The following is a 21,325-nucleotide window of genomic DNA, read 5'->3' as shown; positions in this document are numbered from 1 at the left end:
TTACCCGAGAGCGACAGGCTCTGCGTCAAGCGGTGGCTTTCGCGCCTTCGGCAGCCTCAGTCAATGCCTTTCTGACGATCGGCGCCACTTTTGTACCGTAGAGCTCGATGCCGCGCATGATCTGGTCATGCGGCATCAGCCCGATCGCCATCTGCAGCAGGAAGCGGTCGTTGCGGAAAACCTTGTGGGCGGCAATGATCTTCTCGGCCACCACTTCCGGATCGCCGAGGAAGAGATTGCCGCTCGGGCCGCGCGACATGTCGAAATGCGCCCGGCTCGTCGGACCCCAGCCGCGCTCGCGGCCGATGCGGTTCATCACCTCGGATTGCGGGCCGTAGAACTGGTCGGCCGCGGCCTCCGTCGTATCGGCAATGAAACCATGGACGTTGATGCTGGTCTTCAGCTTCGCCGCATCCTGCCCTGCCCGGCGGGCAGCCTCCCGATAGAGATCCAACAGTGGCGCAAATCGCGGATATTCGCCGCCGATGATGGCAAGCGCCACCGGCAGGCCGAGCGCACCGGCGCGAGCGACGGACTGCGGCGTACCACCCACCGCGATCCACAGCGGCAGCGGATCCTGCAGCGGCCGCGGATAGACGCCGCGTCCCTGGATCGGCGCGCGAAGCTCGCCTTTCCAGTTGACGACCTCGTTATCGCGCAAGGCCAGAAGAAGATCGAGCTTCTCCTCGAAGAGCTGGTCGTAGTCTTCTAGGTTATAGCCGAAGAGCGGGAAGGATTCGATGAAGGAGCCGCGCCCCGCCATGATTTCGGCACGACCGTTGGAGATCAGATCGAGCGTCGCAAACTGCTGGAACACCCGCACCGGATCGTCGGAGGAGAGAACCGTGACGGCGCTGCTGAGCCGAATATTCTTCGTCTTCGCCGCAGCAGCAGCCAGCGCAACCACCGGTGCCGAGGCCACATAATCTGGCCGATGATGTTCGCCGAGCCCGAAGACATCGAGCCCGACCTGATCGGCAAGCTCGATCTCCTCGATCAGATGCTTGATCCGCTCGGCCCCCTCCACCCCCTTGCTGCGGGACGGGTTGGGATTGACGTCTGCGAATGTATAAAGGCCCAGTTCCATGGTCGGCATCCTGTTTGACTTGCCCCTGAGATAAGGTCCGGCAGGGCTTGGAGCAAACGGAAATTCTGGAACGGATCGTTCGATAAAGTTGATAGCCGCGTCAGGCGGACGACTCCCGGGTATCGATGATTTCGATGCCCATTCACTGAGATCGCAAGACGCGGTATCCCATGGACACACAGCTTACTTTACCACCGACTGCCCCGCCTCTTCCTGCATCTTGTCGATCTGCCGGCGGATATGGGCCGCTTCCGCAGCCGAATGGGCAAGCGCAATCGCACGGTCGAAGGCGATCCGTGCCTGGGCGACACGGCCAAGCTGCTTCAAGAGATTGCCGTGCAGGCCGTGATAATAGAAGTAACCGTCGAGCTTTTCGCCGAGCGGCTCCATGAGGTCGAGCGCCGCCTGCGGGCCATGAAGTTTGGAAATGACGACAGCGCGGTTCAGCGTCACGACAGGTGAAGGCTGGACACGTTCGAGCGCACGATAAAGCAGATCGATTTCCACCCAGTCTGTATCCTCGGCGCGTTTGGCACGGGAATGAACGGCGGCGATTGCCGCCTGCAACTGATAGGGACCGGGCTTGCGGTGACGCAGCGCCTTGTCGAGCAGTGCCAGCGCCTCGTTGATGAAGGGCTGGTTCCAGAGCGAGCGGTCCTGATCCTCGAGCAGCACGATCTCGTCTTCGGCACTGAAGCGTGCCTGCCGGCGGGAAATCTGCAGCAGCATCAGGGAAAGCAGCCCCATCAGTTCCGGCTCAGCGGGGAAGATGTGCAGTATCAGCCGCGCCAGCCGGATCGCCTCGTCGCTGAAGGCTGCCGCCTCCTGCTCCGGATCAGCCTGGCTATAGCCCTCATTGAAGATCAGATAGATCATCGTGCTGACGATTATCAGCCGCTCGGCCCTCTCCTGCGGGCTCGGCGTCTCGAACGGCACGCCAGCCTTTGCCACCCGCGCCTTGGCCCGAGTGATGCGCTGCTCCATGGCGCTTTCGGAGACGAGGAAGGCACGGGCGATCTGCGTCACCGACAGGCCGGAAACGATGCGCAGCGCCAGCGCGATCTGCTGGGTGGCCGGCAGGTCCGGATGGCAGCAGATGAACAGCAGCCGCAGGATATCGTCCCGATAATGGGAATCGTCCAGCCGGTCGGCAATATCGCTTTCAGCGTCCTCAGTGTCAGAAATCTGGTCCTCGTCCGGCAGGGCCTGGATCTTCGCCCGCTTGCGCACCGCATCGATACCGCTGTTACGGCCGACGAAGATCAGCCAGGCCGTCGGATCGCGCGGCGGTCCCTTTTCCGGCCATGTCCGGATCGCCCTCAGGCACGCCTCCTGAAACGCCTCTTCCGCCGTATCGAGATTGCGGAAGTAGCGCAGCAGCGCGCCGAGCGCCTTCGGCCGGGCCGAGGCAAGCGCGAGGTCGATCCAGGCAATGTCTGTCATGATGCAACTTCTCCCGGCCGGAATGTGTAGAACGGCCGAATTTCGTAAGAGGTGGAACCCGGATTGACCGCCGAAAGCTGTTTCGTGAAGCCGATCGCCTCATCCAGCGTTTCGAAATCAACTGTATAGAAGCCGAGAAGCGCCTCCTTCGTTTCCGCAAACGGACCGTCGACCACAAAGGCCTCGTCCCTGCCCTTGCGCACGGTCGTTGCCGTCGTCGTCGGCATCAGCCGGCCGGTCGGGCCGAGCTTGCCGGCAGCGGCGAACGGCTCGATCACGGCATGGAGATTTCCCATGACGGCGGCCTCTTCCTCCTCGGTCCAGGCGAAGACGGTTTCCTCATTGGCGTAACAAAGGATTGCGTAAAGCATCGGTAGCTCCTCTTTCCGAATGACGAAGGAGTAACCGTTTGGCCGACAGGCCGCATCAAAAAATTACGGATGGAAAAATTAGTAAATCCGATGAATGTAGCGCGGTTAACTATCCACAAGGGCTCGGCAATCGCCGCCATTGAGTTGCCCGATTTGGCCGGGAGAGCTTTGCGCGCTTTCCATCACCTTTCCATTCGAGAACCCCATGAACAAATCTCAGAGACTTCTCGTTGCGCTTGCCGCCCTCGTGTTGTCGACGCCGGCTGCCCATGCCGCCTCCGCCCCGGAAAACTTCCTCTATATGGGCTCCGGCGACCTCGCGGCCGCAAAGGCGAAGCTCGCTCGGCCCAATATCGGTGGCGTGCAAGTCGTCTATAATTGGAAGAGCCTGGAAACGGCGAAGGGCCAGTATGATTTTTCGGCAATCGAGCAGGACCTGGCCATTGCCAAAAGCCTGAACAAGAAGATGTTCATCCAGGTGCAGGACCGCTTCTTCAATCCGAAGGCGCGCAACATTCCAGACTACATGCTGACCGAACCGGAATATGACGGCGGCCTGACCCCGCAATTCGACAATCCCGGCGAGAACAAGCCGGTCGGTTCCGGCTGGGTCGCCCAGCAGTGGAACCCGGCCGTTCGCGAACGTTACCAGGCGCTGCTGAAGGCGCTCGCCGAAAGGTTCGACGGCCAGGTCTACGGCATCAACCTGCCGGAAACCTCTATCGATCTCGATCCCAAGCACGATCCGAAAGGTTTCTCGTGCGATGCCTATTTCTCCGCCGAGATGGAAAACCTCGCCTTCGCCCGCAAGGCCTTCGAAAAATCGCTGGTCGTGCAATATGTGAACTTCTGGCCCTGCGAATGGGAGAACGACCACAACTATATGGGTCGGCTCTTCGACTATGCCGCCAAGAACAATGTCGGCCTCGGCGGTCCCGATATCGTACCGAACCGCAAGGCGCAGATGAAGAATTCCTACCCCTTCTTCAACAAGTACAAGGGCAAGATTTCCTATGTCGGCCTCGCCGTGCAGGAGCCGACGCTGACCTACAAGAACCCGGCGACCAGGAAGCCCTTCACCAAGGAAGAGTTCACCGCCTTCGCGCAGGACTATCTCGGCGCCAACGTGATCTTCTGGAGCACCGCGACACCCTGGCTGAAGAAATGATCGGAACCCGACCCTCGTCGGCAGCTATTGCGGTTTGCTAACCACGGCTTCGGCTCCTGCATGCCCCTCTCCTGCCGCAACCGCAATTTTGGCGACCGGCTGGGGAGGACGCTTAAAGACAAGCTTGATCGCGCCTCGGCCGCCGGCCTTGCCTCCAGTGCCGAGAATACTGATCTGCCCTTCCGAACTGATCTCCACAGAAAGCTCGATCTGATCGAGCGAAAGATCGGGCTTCTCCAGCGTATGGCTGAAGACATACTGGACGACCTCGACGAGATTGGAAACCTGATCGCGCAACCCATCGGCACTGAGCGTGATCGACCGGAAGAGCCCGCCATCAGAGCGAGCGCCGAAACCGCCACCCACGTCTTCGCTGCCCCTTGCGCCGCTCGTAACAAGGGGTTCGGCGTCGGTAATAACCTGGATCTGCCTGTCCATCGCAATTCAGCTCCCTTTGCACTCAGACTTCACAAACGATCCTGAAACCGATCCGTCCGGACCAGCCTCGGGAGGTTTCATTCACGCGATCCCTGTAAGCCGACCGGCAAATGGCCGGATTGTGCGACCATGAACCGCCGCGAAGCACATGAAGGTCCATCCGGCCGCCCACATAGGGACTGCCATTATCCGGGATGTCCTCAAGCCGGTCGCTCCAGTTGTCGCTGCAATATTCCCAGACGTTGCCATGCATCTCGAAGAGACCAAAGCGGTTCGTCGGGTAGGACCGGACCGGTTTTGTCTGGCCGATGAAGATGCCGGCAGGGCCGCTGCCATAGGCGCCGTCAGGATAAACATTTCCATCATAGGCGAGGTCGGAGATGTCTCTTCCGTCGCTCACCCCGCAGACCGCGCCGCCCGTGCCGCAATAATTGGCGAGCTTCGGCGTTAGCGTCTGTCCAAAGTGAAAGGGTGTCGTCGTGCGCGCCCGGCACGCATATTCCCATTCGGCCTGGCTTGGCAGACGGTAGGTGTGGCCGGTCCATGCCGAAAGCCGTGCGCAGAATTCCCACGCATGCTGCCAGGTGATCGTCTCTACCGGCAGGTCGTCCCCCTTGAAGGAGGATGGATCGACCGGCATCGCCCAGCGGATCGTGCTGGGTCGCGCCAGCACGACGCTGCGCCACTGTGCCTGCGTAATCGTCGTTCGGCTGATCGCGAAATGTCCGACCTTGACGAACATCGGTCCCTCATCGTCGCTGCGCAACAATTCTCCGTCGGGCGATCCCATGGTGAACTCGCCGGCCGGTATCATGCTGAATTCGATGGMGTTATCGCCACCAAGCGGCTGGTCGAAACAATTTGCCTGCTGCCAGGCCGTCGGCTGCGGCCTGCCCTCGCTATCCACCGTTTCAATCTGCAGCATCTCTTGCCGAAGCTCGGGAAATCGCGGCTTCATCAGTCGAGGCAGAACCAAAAAGCCCCCACCAGCAGCAAGCGCGGCAGCCCCGGCGGCCGCACCAATCACCAGCCTGCGCCGTGAGGTCTTCACAGTCTGATCGTCCGGCGGCAGCGGAGGTGTAGGAGGATCTGGCGCCGGCAGTTCGGGCTTCTTTGGCTGTGCCGCCAGACGTTCGAATTTCAGCGCGATACGCCTGATGGCAGCTCTCGATTGCGCGTCCGTAGGCTCGACCGCGTTGATCCGCCACCAGAGCTGCTCGGCAAGCGCCAGATCGTCGTTGGCCTCCGCCTCCAGCGCCTCCAGTTTGAGCGGCTCCAGGTCTTCCGGCAGGGCAATATCCGGCAACAGAATGAAATGCCGTTTGGACAGGGGTTCGGCAAAAGTGCACGGCGTCTGACGCGGCTTGCCGTGCAGCCGGCATATTTCCGGCACGCGCGTCTGAAGATAGGCATCCAGCCGCTCGACGGTTGCGCAATTCTGCTCTCCATGCAGCCGCAGCCCTTCGATCAACCCGTAAGTGAACGCTCCGTGCCCTAGGTCATCGATCTCGTAGGAAAATTCGGTGGGACTGCAGGAGCAGATCGTCACCGTGCCGCGCTGGTTGTCCAGACCGACACCCTGACCGTCGCGTGCACCTTCGTTGCGACAGGCATCGAGCAATAGAACGACGTTCTCGGCGCCGCTTCTACGCAGTCTTTCGACGACATATCTCACGGGTATGCCGGTTTCCTCGACATTGCCCGGATCCGCGTCCAGCGGCAGGATATAATCCTGGTCGCGCTCGCGCCGGCCATGACCCGCGAAGAAGAACCAGAGATTATCGCTCGGCTGCAGAAACGGTTGTTCGAAGCGCACGCGCAGGAACCGCATAAGATTGCCGAATGTCGGTCGTGAATGCAGCATCTGCCCATAATCCGCCTTTAGCGGCGGTGCGTCCTCGGCAAGGAAATAGACATTCTTGAAATGGAGCGTGTCCTTGAAAAAATCATTCACGGCCTCGGCATCCCGCCGGGCGCAATCAAGCGGCTTCAGACTGTCATAGCTGTTGATGCCGATGCAGACGGCCCAGTTTTCGCTCATTCCGACGGCTCACCCCCTAAAAGCAAAATCAATCGGCATCGCGTGTGATTCTTCAGTTCATAGGATCCGAATCTGATCCACCCATGCCGCTACCGCCTTGGTCGCCCATGGAGCCGTTGTCGCTAGACGTGGAACGGGAATTGCTCATGCTGCCCATATCCGATCCACTGCGGTTGCGCTCGGCGGCGTCGGAACGAAGTGCGGACAACGGGCATGCCCATAATGTCCTGCTGCGGATCTGAACCCGCTGACAACTTGCATATGGCCGCGACGTAGGCCGCCCATCCATCGTGAAGGCTGCGAAATACTTCACCTGCACGCGCGTCTGCGCATAGAGCAAAGTCGGCGCAACAATGTCTGACAGCAGAGAAAGTACAAGTGCAGTCGCTATTGGGTGTATGCTGTTCATGGCATTATCCCCCACAGATGCAGCGCAAGAGTATAAGCCAATACCCTAGGAAATTCTACATTAAAGCGTATATTTTTCCACACCACAAAATAGAGTTGTTTTAATTTGGGAGACGAAAGAGGCAGACGGCATCGACGCCGCCTGCCTGAGACTTAGCCGATCCAGGCTGAATTGCGGCGAGCGAATGCGGCTTTGCCGATGACGATACGCTACGCCGCGCCTTCACGCGCCATCTTGACGTGACGCCGGCGGAATACCGCAAGCAGTACGCTCATATAAGCTCGCCAAACTGAGCAATCAAAGCTCGCTCAGCGTCCGCTTCACCGCATTCTTCCAACCCTTGAGCTTAGCGGCACGGGTCTTCTCGTCCATCGAGGGCTCGAAGCGCCGGTCACGCTTCCAGGTCGCCGAAAACTTCTCCCTGTCCGGCCACACTCCAGCCCTGCTGCCGGCAAGCCAGGCAGCACCAAGCGCCGTCGTTTCCAGGATGACGGGACGATCAACGGGAGCTTCCAGCAGATCAGCAAGCCGCTGCATCGTCCAGTCCGAGGCGACCATGCCGCCATCGACGCGCAGCACCGTATCGTCGGTTCCGTTCTTCCAGTCCTTCTGCATCGCTTCCAAGAGGTCGCGCGTCTGGTAGCAGACGGCCTCCAGCGCCGCACGGGAAAGTTCTGCCGGGCCGCTGTTGCGGGTCAGGCCGTAGATCGCACCGCGTGCCTTGGCATCCCAATGCGGGGCGCCGAGGCCGGTAAAGGCCGGCACGAGATAGACGTCCTGTGTCGGATCAGCCTTCTCGGCCAGGTCGTTCGTATCGGACGCCCTGTCGATGATGCCGAGGCCGTCGCGCAGCCACTGCACGGCTGCCCCGGCAATGAAGATCGAACCCTCCAGCGCATAGGTCGTCTCGCCATCAAGGCGATAGGCGATGGTCGTCAGGAGCCGGTTCTTCGATCGCACCATATCGCTGCCGGTATTGAGCAGCGCGAAGCAGCCGGTGCCGTAGGTCGATTTCAGCATGCCCGGCTCGAAGCAGGCCTGGCCGATCGTCGCCGCCTGCTGGTCGCCGGCAACGCCGAGGATCGGGATGGCTGCACCAAACAGTTCGGGATCGACGGTGCCGAAATCATCGGCGCAATCCTTCACCTCGGGCAGCATAGCGGCCGGCACGCGCAGGATGTCGAGCAGATCCTCGTCCCATTCGTTGGTCGCGATATTGAACATCAGCGTGCGTGAGGCATTGGTCGCATCGGTGACGAAGCTCTTGCCGCCAGTCAGCCGCCATATGAGGAAAGTATCGATCGTGCCGAAGCAGAGGTCACCGCGCGCCGCCCTCGCCCTTGCGCCCTTCACATTGGCGAGCATCCAGGAGAGCTTGGTGCCCGAGAAATAGGGATCGAGGATAAGGCCGGTCTTTTTCGTGAAGGTGCGCTCGAGATCCTGCCGCTTGAGATTGTCGCAATAGCTTGCCGTGCGCCGGTCCTGCCAGACGATGGCGTTCTGGATCGGCTTGCCGGTCTCGCGCTCCCAGACGACGACGGTCTCGCGCTGGTTGGTGATGCCGAGTGCGGCAATATCCTTGGCCGTCACCTTGGCTTCGCGCAGCGCCATATGGATCGTGGAAACGACCGAGTCCCAGATCTCCTCGGGATCGTGCTCCACCCAGCCGGAGCGCGGATAGAACTGTGTGAATTCCTTCTGGCCCATGCCGGCGATCTTCATGTCGCCGTCGAAGACGATCGCCCGCGTCGAGGTCGTTCCCTGATCGACCGTCAGAACATATCCACCCATGCGATTCCTCCCGCTGCATGCTGTTGTCGTGGCAAATCAATAGGGCAGGTCCGCCTGGCTTGGAAGGGCGTAAGTGGCAGCCAGGCCCCTCAGTCACTTCCCGATTGCCAGCTCGCCGCCTTTGGGCATAACCTCGCCTTGACGCTGCAATGCAGCATCTCATAGTCAGGGAGGAAAAAGCATGAGCAGATCAGTCGTCGTCACCGGCTCCACCAGCGGCATCGGGCTTGCGATCGCCACTGCCTTTGCTGCCAAGGGCGACAACGTCGTCATCAACGGTTTCGGAAAGGACGACGAAATCAAGGCGATAATCGAACGCCTTGAATCATCGTCGAAAGCGAAGGCACTCTATCATCCGGCCGACATGACGAAGCCATCAGAGATTGCCGATCTGATCGAGACTGCCGGCAAGACCTTCGGAACGGTCGATGTGCTCGTCAACAATGCCGGCATCCAGCATGTCGAAAAGATCGAGGATTTCCCGATCGAGAAGTGGGACCAGATCATCGCCATCAATCTGTCCAGCTCTTTCCATACGATGCGGGCCGCAATCCCGCTGATGAAGGCGAAGAAGCATGGCCGCATCATCAATATCGCCTCGGCGCATGGCCTGGTCGCCTCGCCCTTCAAATCTGCCTATGTAGCGGCAAAGCATGGTATATTAGGCCTGACGAAGACGGCTGCCCTCGAGCTTGCCGAATTCGGCGTCACGGTAAACGCCATCTGCCCCGGCTATGTACTGACCCCGCTGGTCGAAAAGCAGATCCCCGATACCGCCAAGGCGCGCGGCATGACCGAGGAGCAGGTCAAGACCGAGGTCATACTCAAGGCGCAGCCGACGCATGAATTCGTCAAGGCCGAGGAGATCGGCGCGCTCGCCCTCTACCTCGCAAGCGAGGAAGCCCGGCAGGTGACGGGCACGCATATCTCGATTGACGGGGGCTGGACGGCGGCATAACCATTTTAAGAAAAACAACCGGGAATATCATGAACGACAGCATCCGCTTCATCCTCAATGGCGAGGACGTTTCCTTGAGTAACGTCCGGCCGACGGAGACTCTTCTCGATTTTCTCCGGCTGAAGCGGCGGCTGACGGGCACCAAGGAAGGCTGCGCCGAAGGCGATTGCGGTGCCTGCACCGTGCTGGTCGGCCGGCTGATCGACGGCAAGCTTTTCTACGAATCCGTCAATGCCTGCATCCGATTCATCGGCTCGCTCCACGCAACACATGTGGTGACGATCGAGCATCTGGCAGCCAAGGACGGCACGTTGCATCCGGTGCAGCAGGCCATGGTCGATTGCCATGGTTCGCAATGCGGCTTCTGTACGCCGGGCTTCATCATGTCCCTTTACGGCCTCTGGCTCTCAAACGAGAAGCCGGACCGTGCCGAGATCGAAAAGGCGCTGCAAGGCAATCTCTGTCGCTGCACGGGCTATGAGCCGATCGTCAAGGCCGCCGAACAGGTGAGCCTGCAGCGGCCGAGCACCCTCTTCGATCCGCTCGAAAAGACCCGTGCCGAAATCATCTCTCGCCTCTGGGCCATGCAGGCATCCGATACGATCTCGATTGTGTCAGAAGAAGGCCGCCTCATCGTGCCGCGCTCCGTCGATGCGCTTGCGCGGGTGCTGGCGGCCGAGCCGACCGCAACCGTCATTGCCGGCTCCACCGATGTCGGCCTCCGGGTCACCAAGCAGATGCAGCACCTGAACCCCGTGGTCTTCATCAATCATCTGGCTGAGCTTCAGACGATTACTGCAGGTGAATATGGCATCAGCATTGGCTCCGGCGTCACCTACACCCGCGCGCTCGACACCATCGCCCGGAAGATCCCCGCCTTTGCCCGCCTCATCACCCGCATCGGCGGCGATCAGGTGCGCAACATGGGCACGATCGGCGGTAATATCGCCAACGGCTCGCCGATCGGCGACAGCCCACCGCCGCTGATTGCGCTTGGCGCGCAGCTGACGCTGCGCTCGGCCGAAGGCGCCCGCACTCTGCCGCTGGAAGATTACTTCATCGCCTATGGCAAGCAGGATCGCCGGCCGGGCGAATTCGTCGAAAGCGTCTTCGTGCCCCACCCGGTCGCAGACGCGACATTCGCGGTCTACAAGATCAGCAAGCGCCGCGACGAGGATATCACCGCCGTGCTCGGCGCTTTCTATCTGGTGCTTGATGAGGCCGAGCGCGTGACAGAGATCCGCATCGCCTTCGGCGGCATGGCGGCAACGCCGAAGCGCGCCCGCAGCGTCGAAGCCGAGTTGATCGGCAAACCCTGGACGGAAGCAGCCATAGAGGCCGCACGCCCTGCCTTTGATGCCGATTTCCAGCCGCTGACGGACTGGCGCGCTACGGCGGAATACCGCCAGTTGACGGCCAAGAACCTGCTGACGCGCTTCTATCTCGAAACCGTCGGCGCACCTGCCGAACTGAAGCGGTTCGAGGAGGTTGCCTGATGGACAAATCCACCTTCGAGGACCGCAAGCTCATCAACGGCCAGATGCATGTGTCCTTGCGCCATGATTCAGCGCATAAGCATGTCACCGGAAGTGCCGATTATATCGACGATATTCCAGAGCCTGCTGATCTCCTGCACGGCGCTCTCGGCATGTCCGATCGCGCTCATGCCGAGATCATCTCGATGGACCTGTCGGAAGTCGCGGCCTATCCCGGCGTCGTCTGGGTCTTCACCGGCAAGGACATTCCCGGCGTCAACGACGTCAGCTCGAATGGCAGCCATGACGAGCCGCTGCTTGCCGAAACCCTGGTTCAATTCCACGGCCAGCCGATCTTCGCCGTCATAGCCGAAACCCGCGAGGCTGCTCGTCGTGCGGCCCGCGAGGCAAAAATCGAATATCGCGACCTGCCGCACTGGAGCGACATCGACGGCGCCATCGAAAACGGCAGCCCGCTTGTGATCACCCCGATGACGCTGAAACGCGGTGAGGCGAAGACCGAAATGGAAAACGCCCCGCGCCGGCTGACAGGCCGCATGCGCATCGGCGGTCAGGAGCATTTCTACCTCGAAAGCCATATCGCCATGGCGATCCCAGGCGAGGACGACGAGGTCACCGTCTGGTCTTCGACCCAGCATCCGAGCGAAATCCAGCATATCGTCGGCCATGTGCTGCATATTCCCTCGAATGCCGTCACCGTGAATGTGCGCCGCATGGGCGGCGGCTTTGGCGGCAAGGAGACGCAGGGCAACCAGTTCGCAGCCCTCGCCGCGGTCGCGGCCAAGAAGCTGAAGCGCGCCATCAAGTTCCGCCCCGATCGCGACGAGGATATGAGCGCCACCGGCAAGCGCCACGATTTCCGCGTCGATTATGAACTCGGCTTCGATGACGAAGGCCGCATCCACGCTGTCGACGCCACCTATTCGGCACGCTGCGGCTTCTCGTCGGACCTGTCGGGCCCGGTGACCGACCGTGCACTCTTTCACGCCGATTCCAGCTATTTCTATCCGCATGTGCATCTGACCTCGCAGCCGCTGAAGACGCACACCGTCTCCAACACCGCTTTCCGCGGTTTCGGCGGCCCGCAGGGCATGCTCGGCGCCGAGCGCTTCATCGAGGAGATCGCCTATGCCGTCGGCAAGGATCCGCTCGATATCCGCAAGCTGAACTTCTACGGCCAGCCAGGCTCGGGGCGCACGACCACGCCCTACCATCAGGAGGTCGAGGACAATATCATCGCCCGCGTGGTCGAGGAGCTGGAGGACAGCGCCGACTACCGCGCCCGACGCAACGCCATCGTCTCGTTCAACCGCGACAACCGCTATATCCGCAAGGGCATCGCGCTCACGCCGGTGAAATTCGGCATCTCCTTTACCATGACAGCCTTCAACCAGGCCGGCGCCCTCGTCCATATCTATCAGGATGGCTCGATCCACCTGAACCACGGTGGGACGGAAATGGGCCAGGGCCTCTATACCAAGGTGGCGCAGGTGCTGGCGAACAGCTTCCAGGTCGATATCGACCGCGTGAAGATCACAGCGACCACGACGGGCAAGGTCCCGAACACTTCGGCGACCGCCGCCTCCTCCGGCTCGGACCTGAACGGCATGGCCGCCTACGATGCGGCGCGCCAGTTGAAGGAGCGCCTCGTCGCCTTTGCGGCGGAGAAATGGAACGTTCCGGCCTCTGAAATCATCTTCCTGCCGAACCGGGTGCGGGTCGGCGAGATCGAAATCCCCTTCCCCGATTTCATCAAGCAGGCCTATTTCGCCCGCGTACAGCTTTCCGCCGCCGGCTTCTACAAGACGCCGAAGATCCACTGGGATCGCCAGGCCGGCCGCGGAACGCCCTTCTACTATTTCGCCTATGGCGCCGCCTGCACCGAGGTCACGATCGACACGCTGACCGGCGAATATCTCATCGACCGCACCGACATTCTCCACGATGTCGGCCGCTCGCTGAACCCGGCAATCGATATCGGCCAGGTCGAAGGCGCCTTCGTCCAGGGTATGGGCTGGCTGACGACCGAAGAACTGTGGTGGGATGACAAGGGCCGCCTGCGCACGCATGCGCCCTCCACTTACAAGATCCCACTCGCCTCCGACCGGCCGAAGATTTTCAATGTGCGGCTCGCCGAATGGTCCGAGAATGCGGAAGCCACGATCGGCCGCTCCAAGGCCGTCGGCGAACCGCCCTTCATGCTGGCGATTTCAGTGCTGGAAGCGCTCTCCATGGCCGTCGCCAGCATCGCAAACTACCGCGTCTGCCCTCACCTCGATGCGCCCGCAACGCCTGAACGCGTGCTGATGGCGGTCGAGAGGATGAAGAGGGTGTAGCCATGACGCGGCGCGAAATCCTTTCCGGTTTTGTGCCCGGCAGCGACTTCCGCGCCTTTCTGGCCCTCCAGCCCGAAGCGATCCTCGTCGAAATAACCGGCACCCAAGGCTCGACACCGCGCGAGGCCGGCACCTTCATGCTGGTCTCGGCAAGCAGCCTCTGGGGCACGATCGGCGGCGGCCAATTTGAATATATCGCCATCGGCAATGCCCGCGAATTGCTTGCCGGCACTGGCGGCAATGACATCATGGATATTCCGCTCGGTCCGGAAATCGGCCAGTGCTGCGGCGGCCGCACGCAACTGCATTTCCGCTGTGTGACCGATGCCGTCAGGGATGAACTGGAGAAAAAGCAGGAAAGTGAAGCCGAACGCCTGCCCGAAGTCTACGTCTTCGGCGCAGGTCATGTCGGCCGCGCCCTTGCAGCGGCGCTCGCACCACTACCGCTTTCCATCACCGTCATCGAGACCCGGCGGGATGAACTCGCCAATCTTCCGGTCTCGACGAAGAGCCTGTTGGTGCCGATGCCCGAGGCATTGGTGAAGGACATGCCCGCCGGCGCAGCACTCGTCATCCTGACCCACGATCATGCCCTTGATTTCCTGATCGCCCGTGAAGCACTTGCCCGCACCGACCTTGCCTATACCGGCATGATCGGCTCGGCGACCAAACGAGCGACCTTTGCAAGCTGGCTTTCCCGCGAAGCCGGCGGCGAACGCTCTTGGCTGGAGCGCCTTACCTTGCCGATCGGCGGCTCCTTCGTGAAGGACAAACGCCCCGAAGTAATCGCCACCATGACAGCAGCCGAAATCCTGACTGCGCTCGCGGCCTACCGCGAGCGGTCATCCTCATAACGCGGATCGCGTCCATCCAGGAAACCGAGATCGCGCTTGATGCGATCGGGTGTGACGTCGATATCCAGCCGCGGCATCCGGCTGCCGATCCCCCGGGCCAGCCGGCGAATGATGACGGTGAACAATGTCTCTCTTGTGGGAGAACGGCTCTCTTCGATAGCTTGGCAATCCATGACATCACCTTAATGGCTTGATGAGATGATTGCAGTTTGCCGGAAAAAATGCTGCAATTCCAATCGAACAACCGCCTGCATCCATAAAGAGAACTTATCCATGAAACTGTCGAAGCAGTTCCCGCTGAATGCGCTGCGCGTCTTCGAAGCCGTGGCCCGGCTCGGCAGTTTCACCCGGGCCGGCGATGAGCTCGGCATGACGCAGACGGCCGTCAGCTACCAGATCAAGCTTCTGGAAGAGAATATCGGCGAGCCGCTCTTCCTGCGCTTGCCCCGCCAGATCGAACTGACGGAAGCGGGCAAACATCTCGCGCCCAGGGTCTCCGAGGCATTCAACATTCTGATCGAAGCCATGGCCTCGATGCGCAAGACGACCGGGGAAACGCTGACGATCCATTCGACGGCGACCTTCGCCCAGCAATGGCTCTCGCGCTACATCGGCGCTTTCCAGCTGCAGTTTCCGGACATTGCCGTCAGGCTCGTCACCTCAGGCACGATCGTCGACTTCCAGAAAGAGGCTGCCGACGTGGCGATCCGTTGGGGACGCGGCGATTGGCCGGGCCTGATCAGTCATCGGCTGATGAAACTTGACTACTCCCCCATGCTGAGCCCCAAGCTCGCGGCCGAAATCGGCGGCATCCACGAGCCCGCCGATCTTCTGAAACTGTTCCTGATCAGCGCCGGTGATTCCTGGTGGGCCGAATGGTTCGCAGCCGCCGGCGTCAAGGATGCCGATCTCTCCCGCTATCCGAAAAGCGAATTCGGCACCCAGATCCTCGATGCCAGCATCGCGATTGCCGGCGGCGGTGTCGCCATGCTCAATCCCGGCCATTTCCAGGACGATGTCGCCGCCGGGAGGCTTTACCAGCCCTTCGAACTGACCGGCAATGACGGACGCGACTATTGGCTCGCCTATCCGGAAAACAGGCGAAACGTACCGAAAATCAGGAATTTTCGGAAATGGCTGCTGCAGAAATTCGATGTGGAGCAGGACTGAACATGTCACGCAAAAACGACAGGGCTTAAAATCCTCTCAGTAACCCATATCGGGCGCATAGAAACATCGCGGCGTATCCTCGTTCGGGAACAGGCAGAGATGATAATCGCTGTCGCCCGAATGCATCGCCCTGGTCATCGGTAGCAGAAAGACATGATAGCGCGTCACAAGCCGGTGGTCGCCAGGCTTCAGTGTCACGCGATAACCATCCGGCGTGATGGCCACGGTCTTGGACGGGATCATCTGGCAATCGCCGTTTTCGGCATTTCCATTGCAACAGTAGGGGTCGTAACTCCAACCCGTGGCGGCGTCGTGAGCTGTCGCAAACGACGCATAGGCAATCATCACACATGTCAGAATGCTGCGCATTGGCATCTTCTCCGTCGATGAATGCGCCGCCGGTCTTTAGCGGTTTCCACCCCTTCCCGGCGGCAAGCATTAAAAAACTGTAACCCGATCTTCACATTTCAAGGAATCATCTGCTCCACTTCGGAGCATTAGCGGTGGATAAAATGTCGCAGAAATCCGTTGTTTTTTAAGGCGTGGAAACGACGTACCCGCTCAACAGCGCAGCACTCAACCAGATTGCCACCTCAAATTGCGCGGATATAAGTATTGTGATGGAAGAGCAGCGTATGCTTTTGGCCGTTTCATACTCAACCCCGGCAGCGGCGTGCTGCGGCGGGACGGTCAGTCGATTGCGCTCGGCCAGCGCGCGATTTCGCTGCTCAAGGCACTGCTCGACGCCGACAGGCGCCCGGTCGGAAAGGACGCTTTGATCGAAGCGGGCTAATCTTTTAGGCTGTCGCTAAAGGACCCTGTGAACGGGCTCGTGCCGCGGCCGGCGCAACTGCACCGGCTTAAACCGTAAACTAGTGCTTCTTCTGCTGCTGTTCGGCAGCCGCGACGCGGTTCAGCATTGCAACCATTTTCGTCTTGATCGAACCGTAGGTGCCGAGTTCGAAATTGCAGCTGAAACAGGTGATGATGTCGCTGTCGATCGGCTGCGGGCGCGGAAACTTCATGCGCGTGTTGCGGCACTTCGGGCAAGGGACTTCGATCTGCATGTTTCAGCGCCTCCTTAATAGCGTCGTCGGCGATGCCGTAGCACAAATGCCGCACCCGGCAAGCTCTTCCTGCAATCTCCACTGCGGCAAGAAACCCCACGTGCCCCCTTTCCTCGCGCCGGAATTTCTCGCAATCTCACGAGTCGGGAAGAAGAACAGGGGAACTGAATGTATGAATATGCAATAGCTTGGGAGTGGCTGGCCTTTGCGGCGCGCTGGTTCCATGTCGTCACCGCGATCGCCTGGATCGGGTCGTCCTTCTATTTCATCGCGCTCGACCTCGGCCTGGTGAAGCGGCCGCATCTGCCCGCCGGTGTTCACGGTGAGGAATGGCAGGTGCATGGCGGCGGCTTCTACCACATCCAGAAATATCTGGTGGCGCCGGCTGAGATGCCGGAGCACCTGACCTGGTTCAAATATGAGAGCTATTTCACCTGGCTCTCTGGCTTCCTCATGCTCTGCATCGTCTATTACGGCGGCGCCGACCTCTTCCTCATCGATCGCCACGTGCTCGATATTTCGAGGCCGGTGGCGATCCTGATCTCGCTTGCATCACTCGCCGGCGGCTGGATCATCTACGACCTGCTCTGCAAGTCGCCGCTCGGCAAGAACACCTGGGGCCTGATGGCGGTCCTCTACGTCGTGCTGGTCTTCATGGGCTGGGGCTACACGCAGGTCTTCACCGGCCGCGCCGCCTTCCTGCATCTCGGCGCCTTCACCGCCACGATCATGTCGGCCAACGTCTTCATGATCATCATTCCCAACCAGAAGATCGTCGTCGCCGACCTGATCGCCGGCCGCACGCCGGATGCCAAATATGGCTACATGGCCAAGCAGCGCTCGCTCCATAACAACTACCTGACGCTGCCCGTCATCTTCTTCATGCTGTCGAACCACTATCCGCTGGCCTTCGGTACTGCCTTCAACTGGGTGATCGCCGCATTGGTCTTCCTGATGGGCGTCACGATCCGCCACTGGTTCAACACCACCCATGCCCGCAAGGGACGACCGACCTGGACCTGGATCGTCACGGTCGTGCTCTTCATCCTCATCATGTGGCTGTCGACCGTGCCCAAATTGCTGACCGGCGAGGATCAGAATGCGTCCGTTGCTCCCGCCTTCCAGCAATTTGCCGGCGATCCGCACTTTCCCGCCGTGAAGCAGCTGATCGGCACGCGCTGTTCCATGTGCCATGCGGCGGAACCGGTCTATGAGGGCATCGCCCGGCCACCAAAGGGCGTGATTCTGGAAAATGACGCGGAAATTGCCGCGCATGCGCGCGAAATCTATATACAGGCCGGTCGCAGCCATGCGATGCCGCCGGGCAATGTAACCGACATTACGCCCGACGAGCGCAAGCTGCTCGTCGCCTGGTTCGAAAGCGCAGTCGAAGGCAAACAAGAATGACCACGATACTCCTGCGCGGGCGCCTGCTCTCCTTTCGCCGTGCCCCACTCAGCCTCGCCGATAGCGAGAGCTATCTCTACGAGACAGACGGCGGTCTGTTGATCGAGGATGGCATCATCGCCGCTGTCGGCACCTATGCTGACGTCAAGGCCAAGGCACCTGCCGAGATCGCCGAAATCGATCACCGTCCGCATCTGATCATGCCGGGCCTCATCGACATGCACCTCCACTTTCCGCAGATGCAGGTCATTGCCTCCTATGCCGCAAACCTTCTGGAATGGCTGAACACCTACACATTCCCGGAGGAGTGCCGCTTCGTCGAAAGCGCCCACGCGCAGAGGATCGCGACGCATTTCTACGACGAGTTGATCCGCCACGGCACCACGACGGCGGTTGCCTATTGCTCCGTTCATAAGACCTCGGCCGATGCCTATTTCGCTGAAGCCATGCGCCGCAACATGTGCATGGTCGGCGGCAAGGTAATGATGGACCGCAATGCGCCGCAGGGCCTGCTCGATACGCCGGAGATGGGCTATGACGAGACCCGGCAGGTGATTGCCGACTGGCACGGCAAGGGCCGCAACCACGTCGCCATCACGCCGCGCTTCGCGATCACCTCGACGCCCGCCCAGATGGAGGCAACGGCAACCCTCGCCCGCGAATTTCCCGACCTGCACATCCAGACGCATCTGTCGGAAAACCACGATGAGATCAAATTCACCTGCGAGCTCTATCCGGAGGCGATCGACTACACCGATATCTACGCCCGCTATGGCCTGCTCGGGCCGAAGAGCCTGTTCGGTCACGCCATCCACCTTTCGGAGCGCGAAGCCGACGCCATGAGCGAGAGCGGCGCGGTCGCCGTCCATTGCCCGACATCCAACCTCTTCCTCGGCTCCGGCCTCTTCCCGCTGAAGGCGCTCGCCCGCCGCGAGAAGCCCGTTCGCATCGGTGTCGCCACGGACATTGGCGGCGGCTCGAGCTATTCCATGCTGCGGACCATGGACGAAGCCTACAAAATCCAGCAGCTTCTCGGTGAACGGCTGAATCCGCTGGACAGCTACTATTACATGACCCTCGGCAATGCCGAGGCACTGTCGCTGGCTGACAAGATCGGCACACTGGAGCCCGGCACGGATGCCGACCTCGTCGTTCTCAACGCCGCAGCGACACCTGCCATGGCCTTGAAGATGGAGGTCGTGAAGACGCTTCCGGAGGAACTGTTCCTGCTGCAGACCATGGGCGATGACCGCGCCGTGGCGGAGACTTATGTGGCGGGCGTCGCAATGAAAAGCGGGCTTTAGAAAGGCGATGGCCTGATGGTAAAACTCCTCTGAAATCAAATACCAGAGAATGAGAAAGCGTGGTATTCGACCACATCACCAGATGTGAAGGTTCGATCCATGGCCAAGCCGCTGACCATTGCCGATCTCAAGAAAATGGCTCAGCGCCGCGTCCCGAAGATGTTCTTCGACTATGCGGATTCCGGCGCCTGGACGGAATCGACCTACGCCGCCAACGAAGCCGATTTTCGGGATATCAAGCTGCGCCAGCGGGTGCTGGTCGACATGACCAACCGCACGCTTGAGACGACGATGATCGGCCAGAAGGTGTCGATGCCGGTGGCGCTTGCTCCCACCGGCATGACCGGCATGCAGCATGCCGACGGTGAAATGCTGGCTGCCCGCGCGGCGGAAGAATTCGGTGTACCCTTCACACTTTCGACCATGAGCATCTGCTCGATCGAGGACGTCGCCTCCGTCACGACGAAACCCTTCTGGTTCCAGCTCTATGTCATGCGCGACAGGGGCTTCGTGCTTGATCTCATCAACCGCGCCAAGGCAGCCAGATGCTCCGCTCTGGTGCTGACCGCCGACCTGCAGATCCTCAGCCAGCGTCACAAGGATCTGCGCAACGGCTTGTCGGCCCCGCCGAAATTCACGCCCAAGCATATCTGGCAGATGGCGACCCGCCCCTTCTGGTGCATGGAGATGATGAAGACGAAGCGTCGCAGCTTCGGCAACATCCTCGGCCACGCCAAGGGCCTCAACGACCTTCCCTCGATCACGACCTTCGCGAACGAACAATTCGACCCGCAGCTATCGTGGAAAGATGTCGCTTGGATCAAGGAACAATGGGGCGGTCCGCTGATCATCAAGGGCATTCTCGATGTCGAGGATGCGAGGCAGGCCGCCGAAACCGGCGTCGACGCCATCATCGTCTCCAATCATGGCGGCCGCCAGCTCGATGGCGCCTCCTCTACGATCAGCATGCTGCCGCGGATCGTCGATGCCGTCGGCGACCGTCTCGAAGTGCATCTGGATGGCGGTATCCGCTCCGGTCAGGATGTGCTGAAGGCCGTGGCACTCGGGGCGCGCGGCACCTATATCGGCCGCCCCTTCCTTTATGGCCTCGGCGCCATGGGCAAGGACGGCGTCACGCTGGCGCTTGAGATCATCCGTAAGGAGATGGACGTCACCATGGCGCTGTGCGGCAAACGCGATATCAAGGATGTCGATTCCTCGATTATCGCCGGACGGCAGTAAGGTTACGGCATTCGGCCTGTCGCGAGCGCGGATGCCCACTCCGGGCGTCCATTGGCTTCCGCCAGTGCCGACATGGCCATGTTGTCGTATCGGACATTGCGGAATTGCGCCGTCCATCCACTGGCCGGTTTCTCCAGCACCGCATAACTCGCCATCGCGTGGCCGGTTTCAACCTTGTGCGGATAGGGCTTGTCATCGTCATAGGCCGGGCCGCCGATGCTGCCGGGATTGACGATAAGACGGCCGCCGGAAAGTGCTGCCATGCGCGGAATATGCGTGTGACCACACAGGATCAATGGGCTTTCGATACCCTCCGCCAGCGCTTCGATCTCCGCCTGCGGCCGCAGCACCACGCTGCCATCGACAACGGCCATGTCCAGCCAGTAGAGGTTGTCATCCCCGGGCGTCGCGTGGCAGAGATAGACCTCATCCCTGTAGATCAGGTCGACCGGCAGCGACCGTAGCCAATCGAAATGAGCTGCATCTAGTTGCGCATAGGCTGCAGCGTCCGAGATATGCATCTCCTCCGGCGGTCCTTCGATCAGATAGCGGTCGTGATTGCCACGCACGGTCGGAATGGAGAGCGATAGCAGCCGGTCCGCCACCCTGCCCGCCTCCAGCGGGCCACTGAAACAATCGCCGAGATTGACGATATCTGTGATCCCTTGGGCGGCGATGTCAGCCAGCACAGCGTCCAGTGCGGGGTAGTTTCCATGGATATCGGCAATAGCGGCAAAGCGCAT

20 protein-coding genes are annotated in these 21,325 nt (G+C 60.6%); 9 read left to right on the top strand and 11 right to left on the bottom strand.

Annotated elements, in window-relative coordinates; all coding sequences use genetic code 11:
- Positions 1 to 25 precede the first annotated feature (25 nt).
- The 3 genes from AC1DM5_RS05210 to AC1DM5_RS05200 form a co-directional block, all read right to left on the bottom strand.
- On the bottom strand, positions 26 to 1,087 hold the full coding sequence (locus AC1DM5_RS05210; RefSeq protein ID WP_477819754.1) for an LLM class flavin-dependent oxidoreductase: 1,062 nt from the start codon (positions 1,085 to 1,087) through the stop codon (positions 26 to 28).
- Positions 1,088 to 1,270: 183 nt separating this feature from the next.
- Positions 1,271 to 2,530, bottom strand: coding sequence for an RNA polymerase sigma factor (locus tag AC1DM5_RS05205; RefSeq protein ID WP_477819753.1), 1,260 nt, complete (start codon positions 2,528 to 2,530; stop codon positions 1,271 to 1,273).
- On the bottom strand, positions 2,527 to 2,901 hold the full coding sequence (locus AC1DM5_RS05200; protein WP_477819752.1) for a YciI family protein: 375 nt from the start codon (positions 2,899 to 2,901) through the stop codon (positions 2,527 to 2,529). The genes AC1DM5_RS05205 and AC1DM5_RS05200 overlap by 4 nt, the downstream gene beginning before the upstream one ends.
- A 205-nt stretch (positions 2,902 to 3,106) precedes the next feature.
- Between AC1DM5_RS05200 and AC1DM5_RS05195 the strand changes: the two genes are divergently transcribed.
- Positions 3,107 to 4,069 (top strand): hypothetical protein, encoded by a 963-nt coding sequence (locus AC1DM5_RS05195; protein ID WP_477819751.1) that lies wholly within the window; start codon positions 3,107 to 3,109, stop codon positions 4,067 to 4,069.
- A 24-nt stretch (positions 4,070 to 4,093) separates the two neighbouring features.
- Here the strand turns inward: AC1DM5_RS05195 and AC1DM5_RS05190 are convergent, their stop codons facing one another.
- The 4 genes from AC1DM5_RS05190 to glpK form a co-directional block, all read right to left on the bottom strand.
- Entirely contained in the window at positions 4,094 to 4,507 is a 414-nt protein-coding gene (locus tag AC1DM5_RS05190; protein ID WP_477819750.1) for a Pepco domain-containing protein, read from the bottom strand.
- 22 nt (positions 4,508 to 4,529) lie between these two features.
- On the bottom strand, positions 4,530 to 6,548 hold the full coding sequence (locus AC1DM5_RS05185) for an SUMF1/EgtB/PvdO family nonheme iron enzyme (RefSeq protein ID WP_477974703.1): 2,019 nt from the start codon (positions 6,546 to 6,548) through the stop codon (positions 4,530 to 4,532).
- Between the two features lie 52 nt (positions 6,549 to 6,600).
- The gene (locus AC1DM5_RS05180) at positions 6,601 to 6,957 is read right to left on the bottom strand and encodes a hypothetical protein (RefSeq protein ID WP_477819748.1); all 357 of its coding nucleotides are present in this window, start codon (positions 6,955 to 6,957) and stop codon (positions 6,601 to 6,603) included.
- A gap of 297 nt (positions 6,958 to 7,254) precedes the next feature.
- Entirely contained in the window at positions 7,255 to 8,748 is a 1,494-nt protein-coding gene (glpK, locus tag AC1DM5_RS05175) for a glycerol kinase GlpK (protein WP_477819747.1), read from the bottom strand.
- A gap of 181 nt (positions 8,749 to 8,929) precedes the next feature.
- Between glpK and AC1DM5_RS05170 the strand changes: the two genes are divergently transcribed.
- Genes AC1DM5_RS05170 through xdhC form a run of 4 tightly spaced genes read left to right on the top strand, consistent with a single transcriptional unit; the run spans position 8,930 to position 14,392 of the window.
- A complete protein-coding gene (locus tag AC1DM5_RS05170; RefSeq protein ID WP_477819746.1) occupies positions 8,930 to 9,706 on the top strand; it encodes a 3-hydroxybutyrate dehydrogenase in 777 nt (258 codons plus the stop codon).
- A 29-nt stretch (positions 9,707 to 9,735) separates the two neighbouring features.
- A complete protein-coding gene (gene xdhA, locus AC1DM5_RS05165) occupies positions 9,736 to 11,202 on the top strand; it encodes a xanthine dehydrogenase small subunit (RefSeq protein ID WP_477819745.1) in 1,467 nt (488 codons plus the stop codon).
- Positions 11,202 to 13,538: a xanthine dehydrogenase molybdopterin binding subunit gene (gene xdhB, locus AC1DM5_RS05160; protein WP_477819744.1), complete on the top strand. Its 2,337-nt coding sequence runs from the start codon at positions 11,202 to 11,204 to the stop codon at positions 13,536 to 13,538. The genes xdhA and xdhB overlap by 1 nt, the downstream gene beginning before the upstream one ends.
- Positions 13,539 to 13,540: 2 nt before the next feature.
- Positions 13,541 to 14,392 carry a xanthine dehydrogenase accessory protein XdhC gene (gene xdhC, locus AC1DM5_RS05155; protein ID WP_477819743.1) on the top strand — a complete coding sequence of 284 codons (852 nt, stop codon included), beginning with the start codon at positions 13,541 to 13,543 and terminating at the stop codon, positions 14,390 to 14,392.
- Here xdhC and AC1DM5_RS05150 read toward each other — a convergent pair.
- On the bottom strand, positions 14,368 to 14,565 hold the full coding sequence (locus tag AC1DM5_RS05150; RefSeq protein ID WP_037105039.1) for a hypothetical protein: 198 nt from the start codon (positions 14,563 to 14,565) through the stop codon (positions 14,368 to 14,370). The genes xdhC and AC1DM5_RS05150 overlap by 25 nt on opposite strands.
- A gap of 100 nt (positions 14,566 to 14,665) precedes the next feature.
- Between AC1DM5_RS05150 and AC1DM5_RS05145 the strand changes: the two genes are divergently transcribed.
- Positions 14,666 to 15,562: a LysR substrate-binding domain-containing protein gene (locus tag AC1DM5_RS05145; protein WP_113323239.1), complete on the top strand. Its 897-nt coding sequence runs from the start codon at positions 14,666 to 14,668 to the stop codon at positions 15,560 to 15,562.
- A gap of 36 nt (positions 15,563 to 15,598) precedes the next feature.
- Here the strand turns inward: AC1DM5_RS05145 and AC1DM5_RS05140 are convergent, their stop codons facing one another.
- Both AC1DM5_RS05140 and AC1DM5_RS05135 read right to left on the bottom strand, forming a co-directional pair.
- On the bottom strand, positions 15,599 to 15,931 hold the full coding sequence (locus AC1DM5_RS05140) for a hypothetical protein (RefSeq protein ID WP_477819742.1): 333 nt from the start codon (positions 15,929 to 15,931) through the stop codon (positions 15,599 to 15,601).
- A gap of 503 nt (positions 15,932 to 16,434) precedes the next feature.
- On the bottom strand, positions 16,435 to 16,629 hold the full coding sequence (locus AC1DM5_RS05135; protein WP_049811456.1) for a hypothetical protein: 195 nt from the start codon (positions 16,627 to 16,629) through the stop codon (positions 16,435 to 16,437).
- Between the two features lie 168 nt (positions 16,630 to 16,797).
- Between AC1DM5_RS05135 and AC1DM5_RS05130 the strand changes: the two genes are divergently transcribed.
- The 3 genes from AC1DM5_RS05130 to AC1DM5_RS05120 all read left to right on the top strand — a co-directional run bounded on the left by AC1DM5_RS05130 (position 16,798) and on the right by AC1DM5_RS05120 (position 20,582).
- Positions 16,798 to 18,036 carry a urate hydroxylase PuuD gene (locus tag AC1DM5_RS05130; protein WP_477819741.1) on the top strand — a complete coding sequence of 413 codons (1,239 nt, stop codon included), beginning with the start codon at positions 16,798 to 16,800 and terminating at the stop codon, positions 18,034 to 18,036.
- Positions 18,033 to 19,340 carry a guanine deaminase gene (gene guaD / locus AC1DM5_RS05125; protein ID WP_477819740.1) on the top strand — a complete coding sequence of 436 codons (1,308 nt, stop codon included), beginning with the start codon at positions 18,033 to 18,035 and terminating at the stop codon, positions 19,338 to 19,340. Before AC1DM5_RS05130 ends, guaD begins: the two co-directional genes overlap by 4 nt.
- Before the next feature lie 99 nt (positions 19,341 to 19,439).
- Positions 19,440 to 20,582, top strand: a complete 1,143-nt coding sequence (locus AC1DM5_RS05120) for an alpha-hydroxy acid oxidase (RefSeq protein WP_477819739.1) — start codon at positions 19,440 to 19,442, stop codon at positions 20,580 to 20,582.
- A gap of 2 nt (positions 20,583 to 20,584) precedes the next feature.
- Here the strand turns inward: AC1DM5_RS05120 and AC1DM5_RS05115 are convergent, their stop codons facing one another.
- Positions 20,585 to 21,325 (bottom strand): metallophosphoesterase family protein, encoded by a 741-nt coding sequence (locus AC1DM5_RS05115; RefSeq protein ID WP_477974701.1) that lies wholly within the window; start codon positions 21,323 to 21,325, stop codon positions 20,585 to 20,587.

The organism is Rhizobium sp. 01T437 (assembly GCF_056398505.1).
This window is presented reverse-complemented; position numbering and strand designations above follow the sequence as displayed.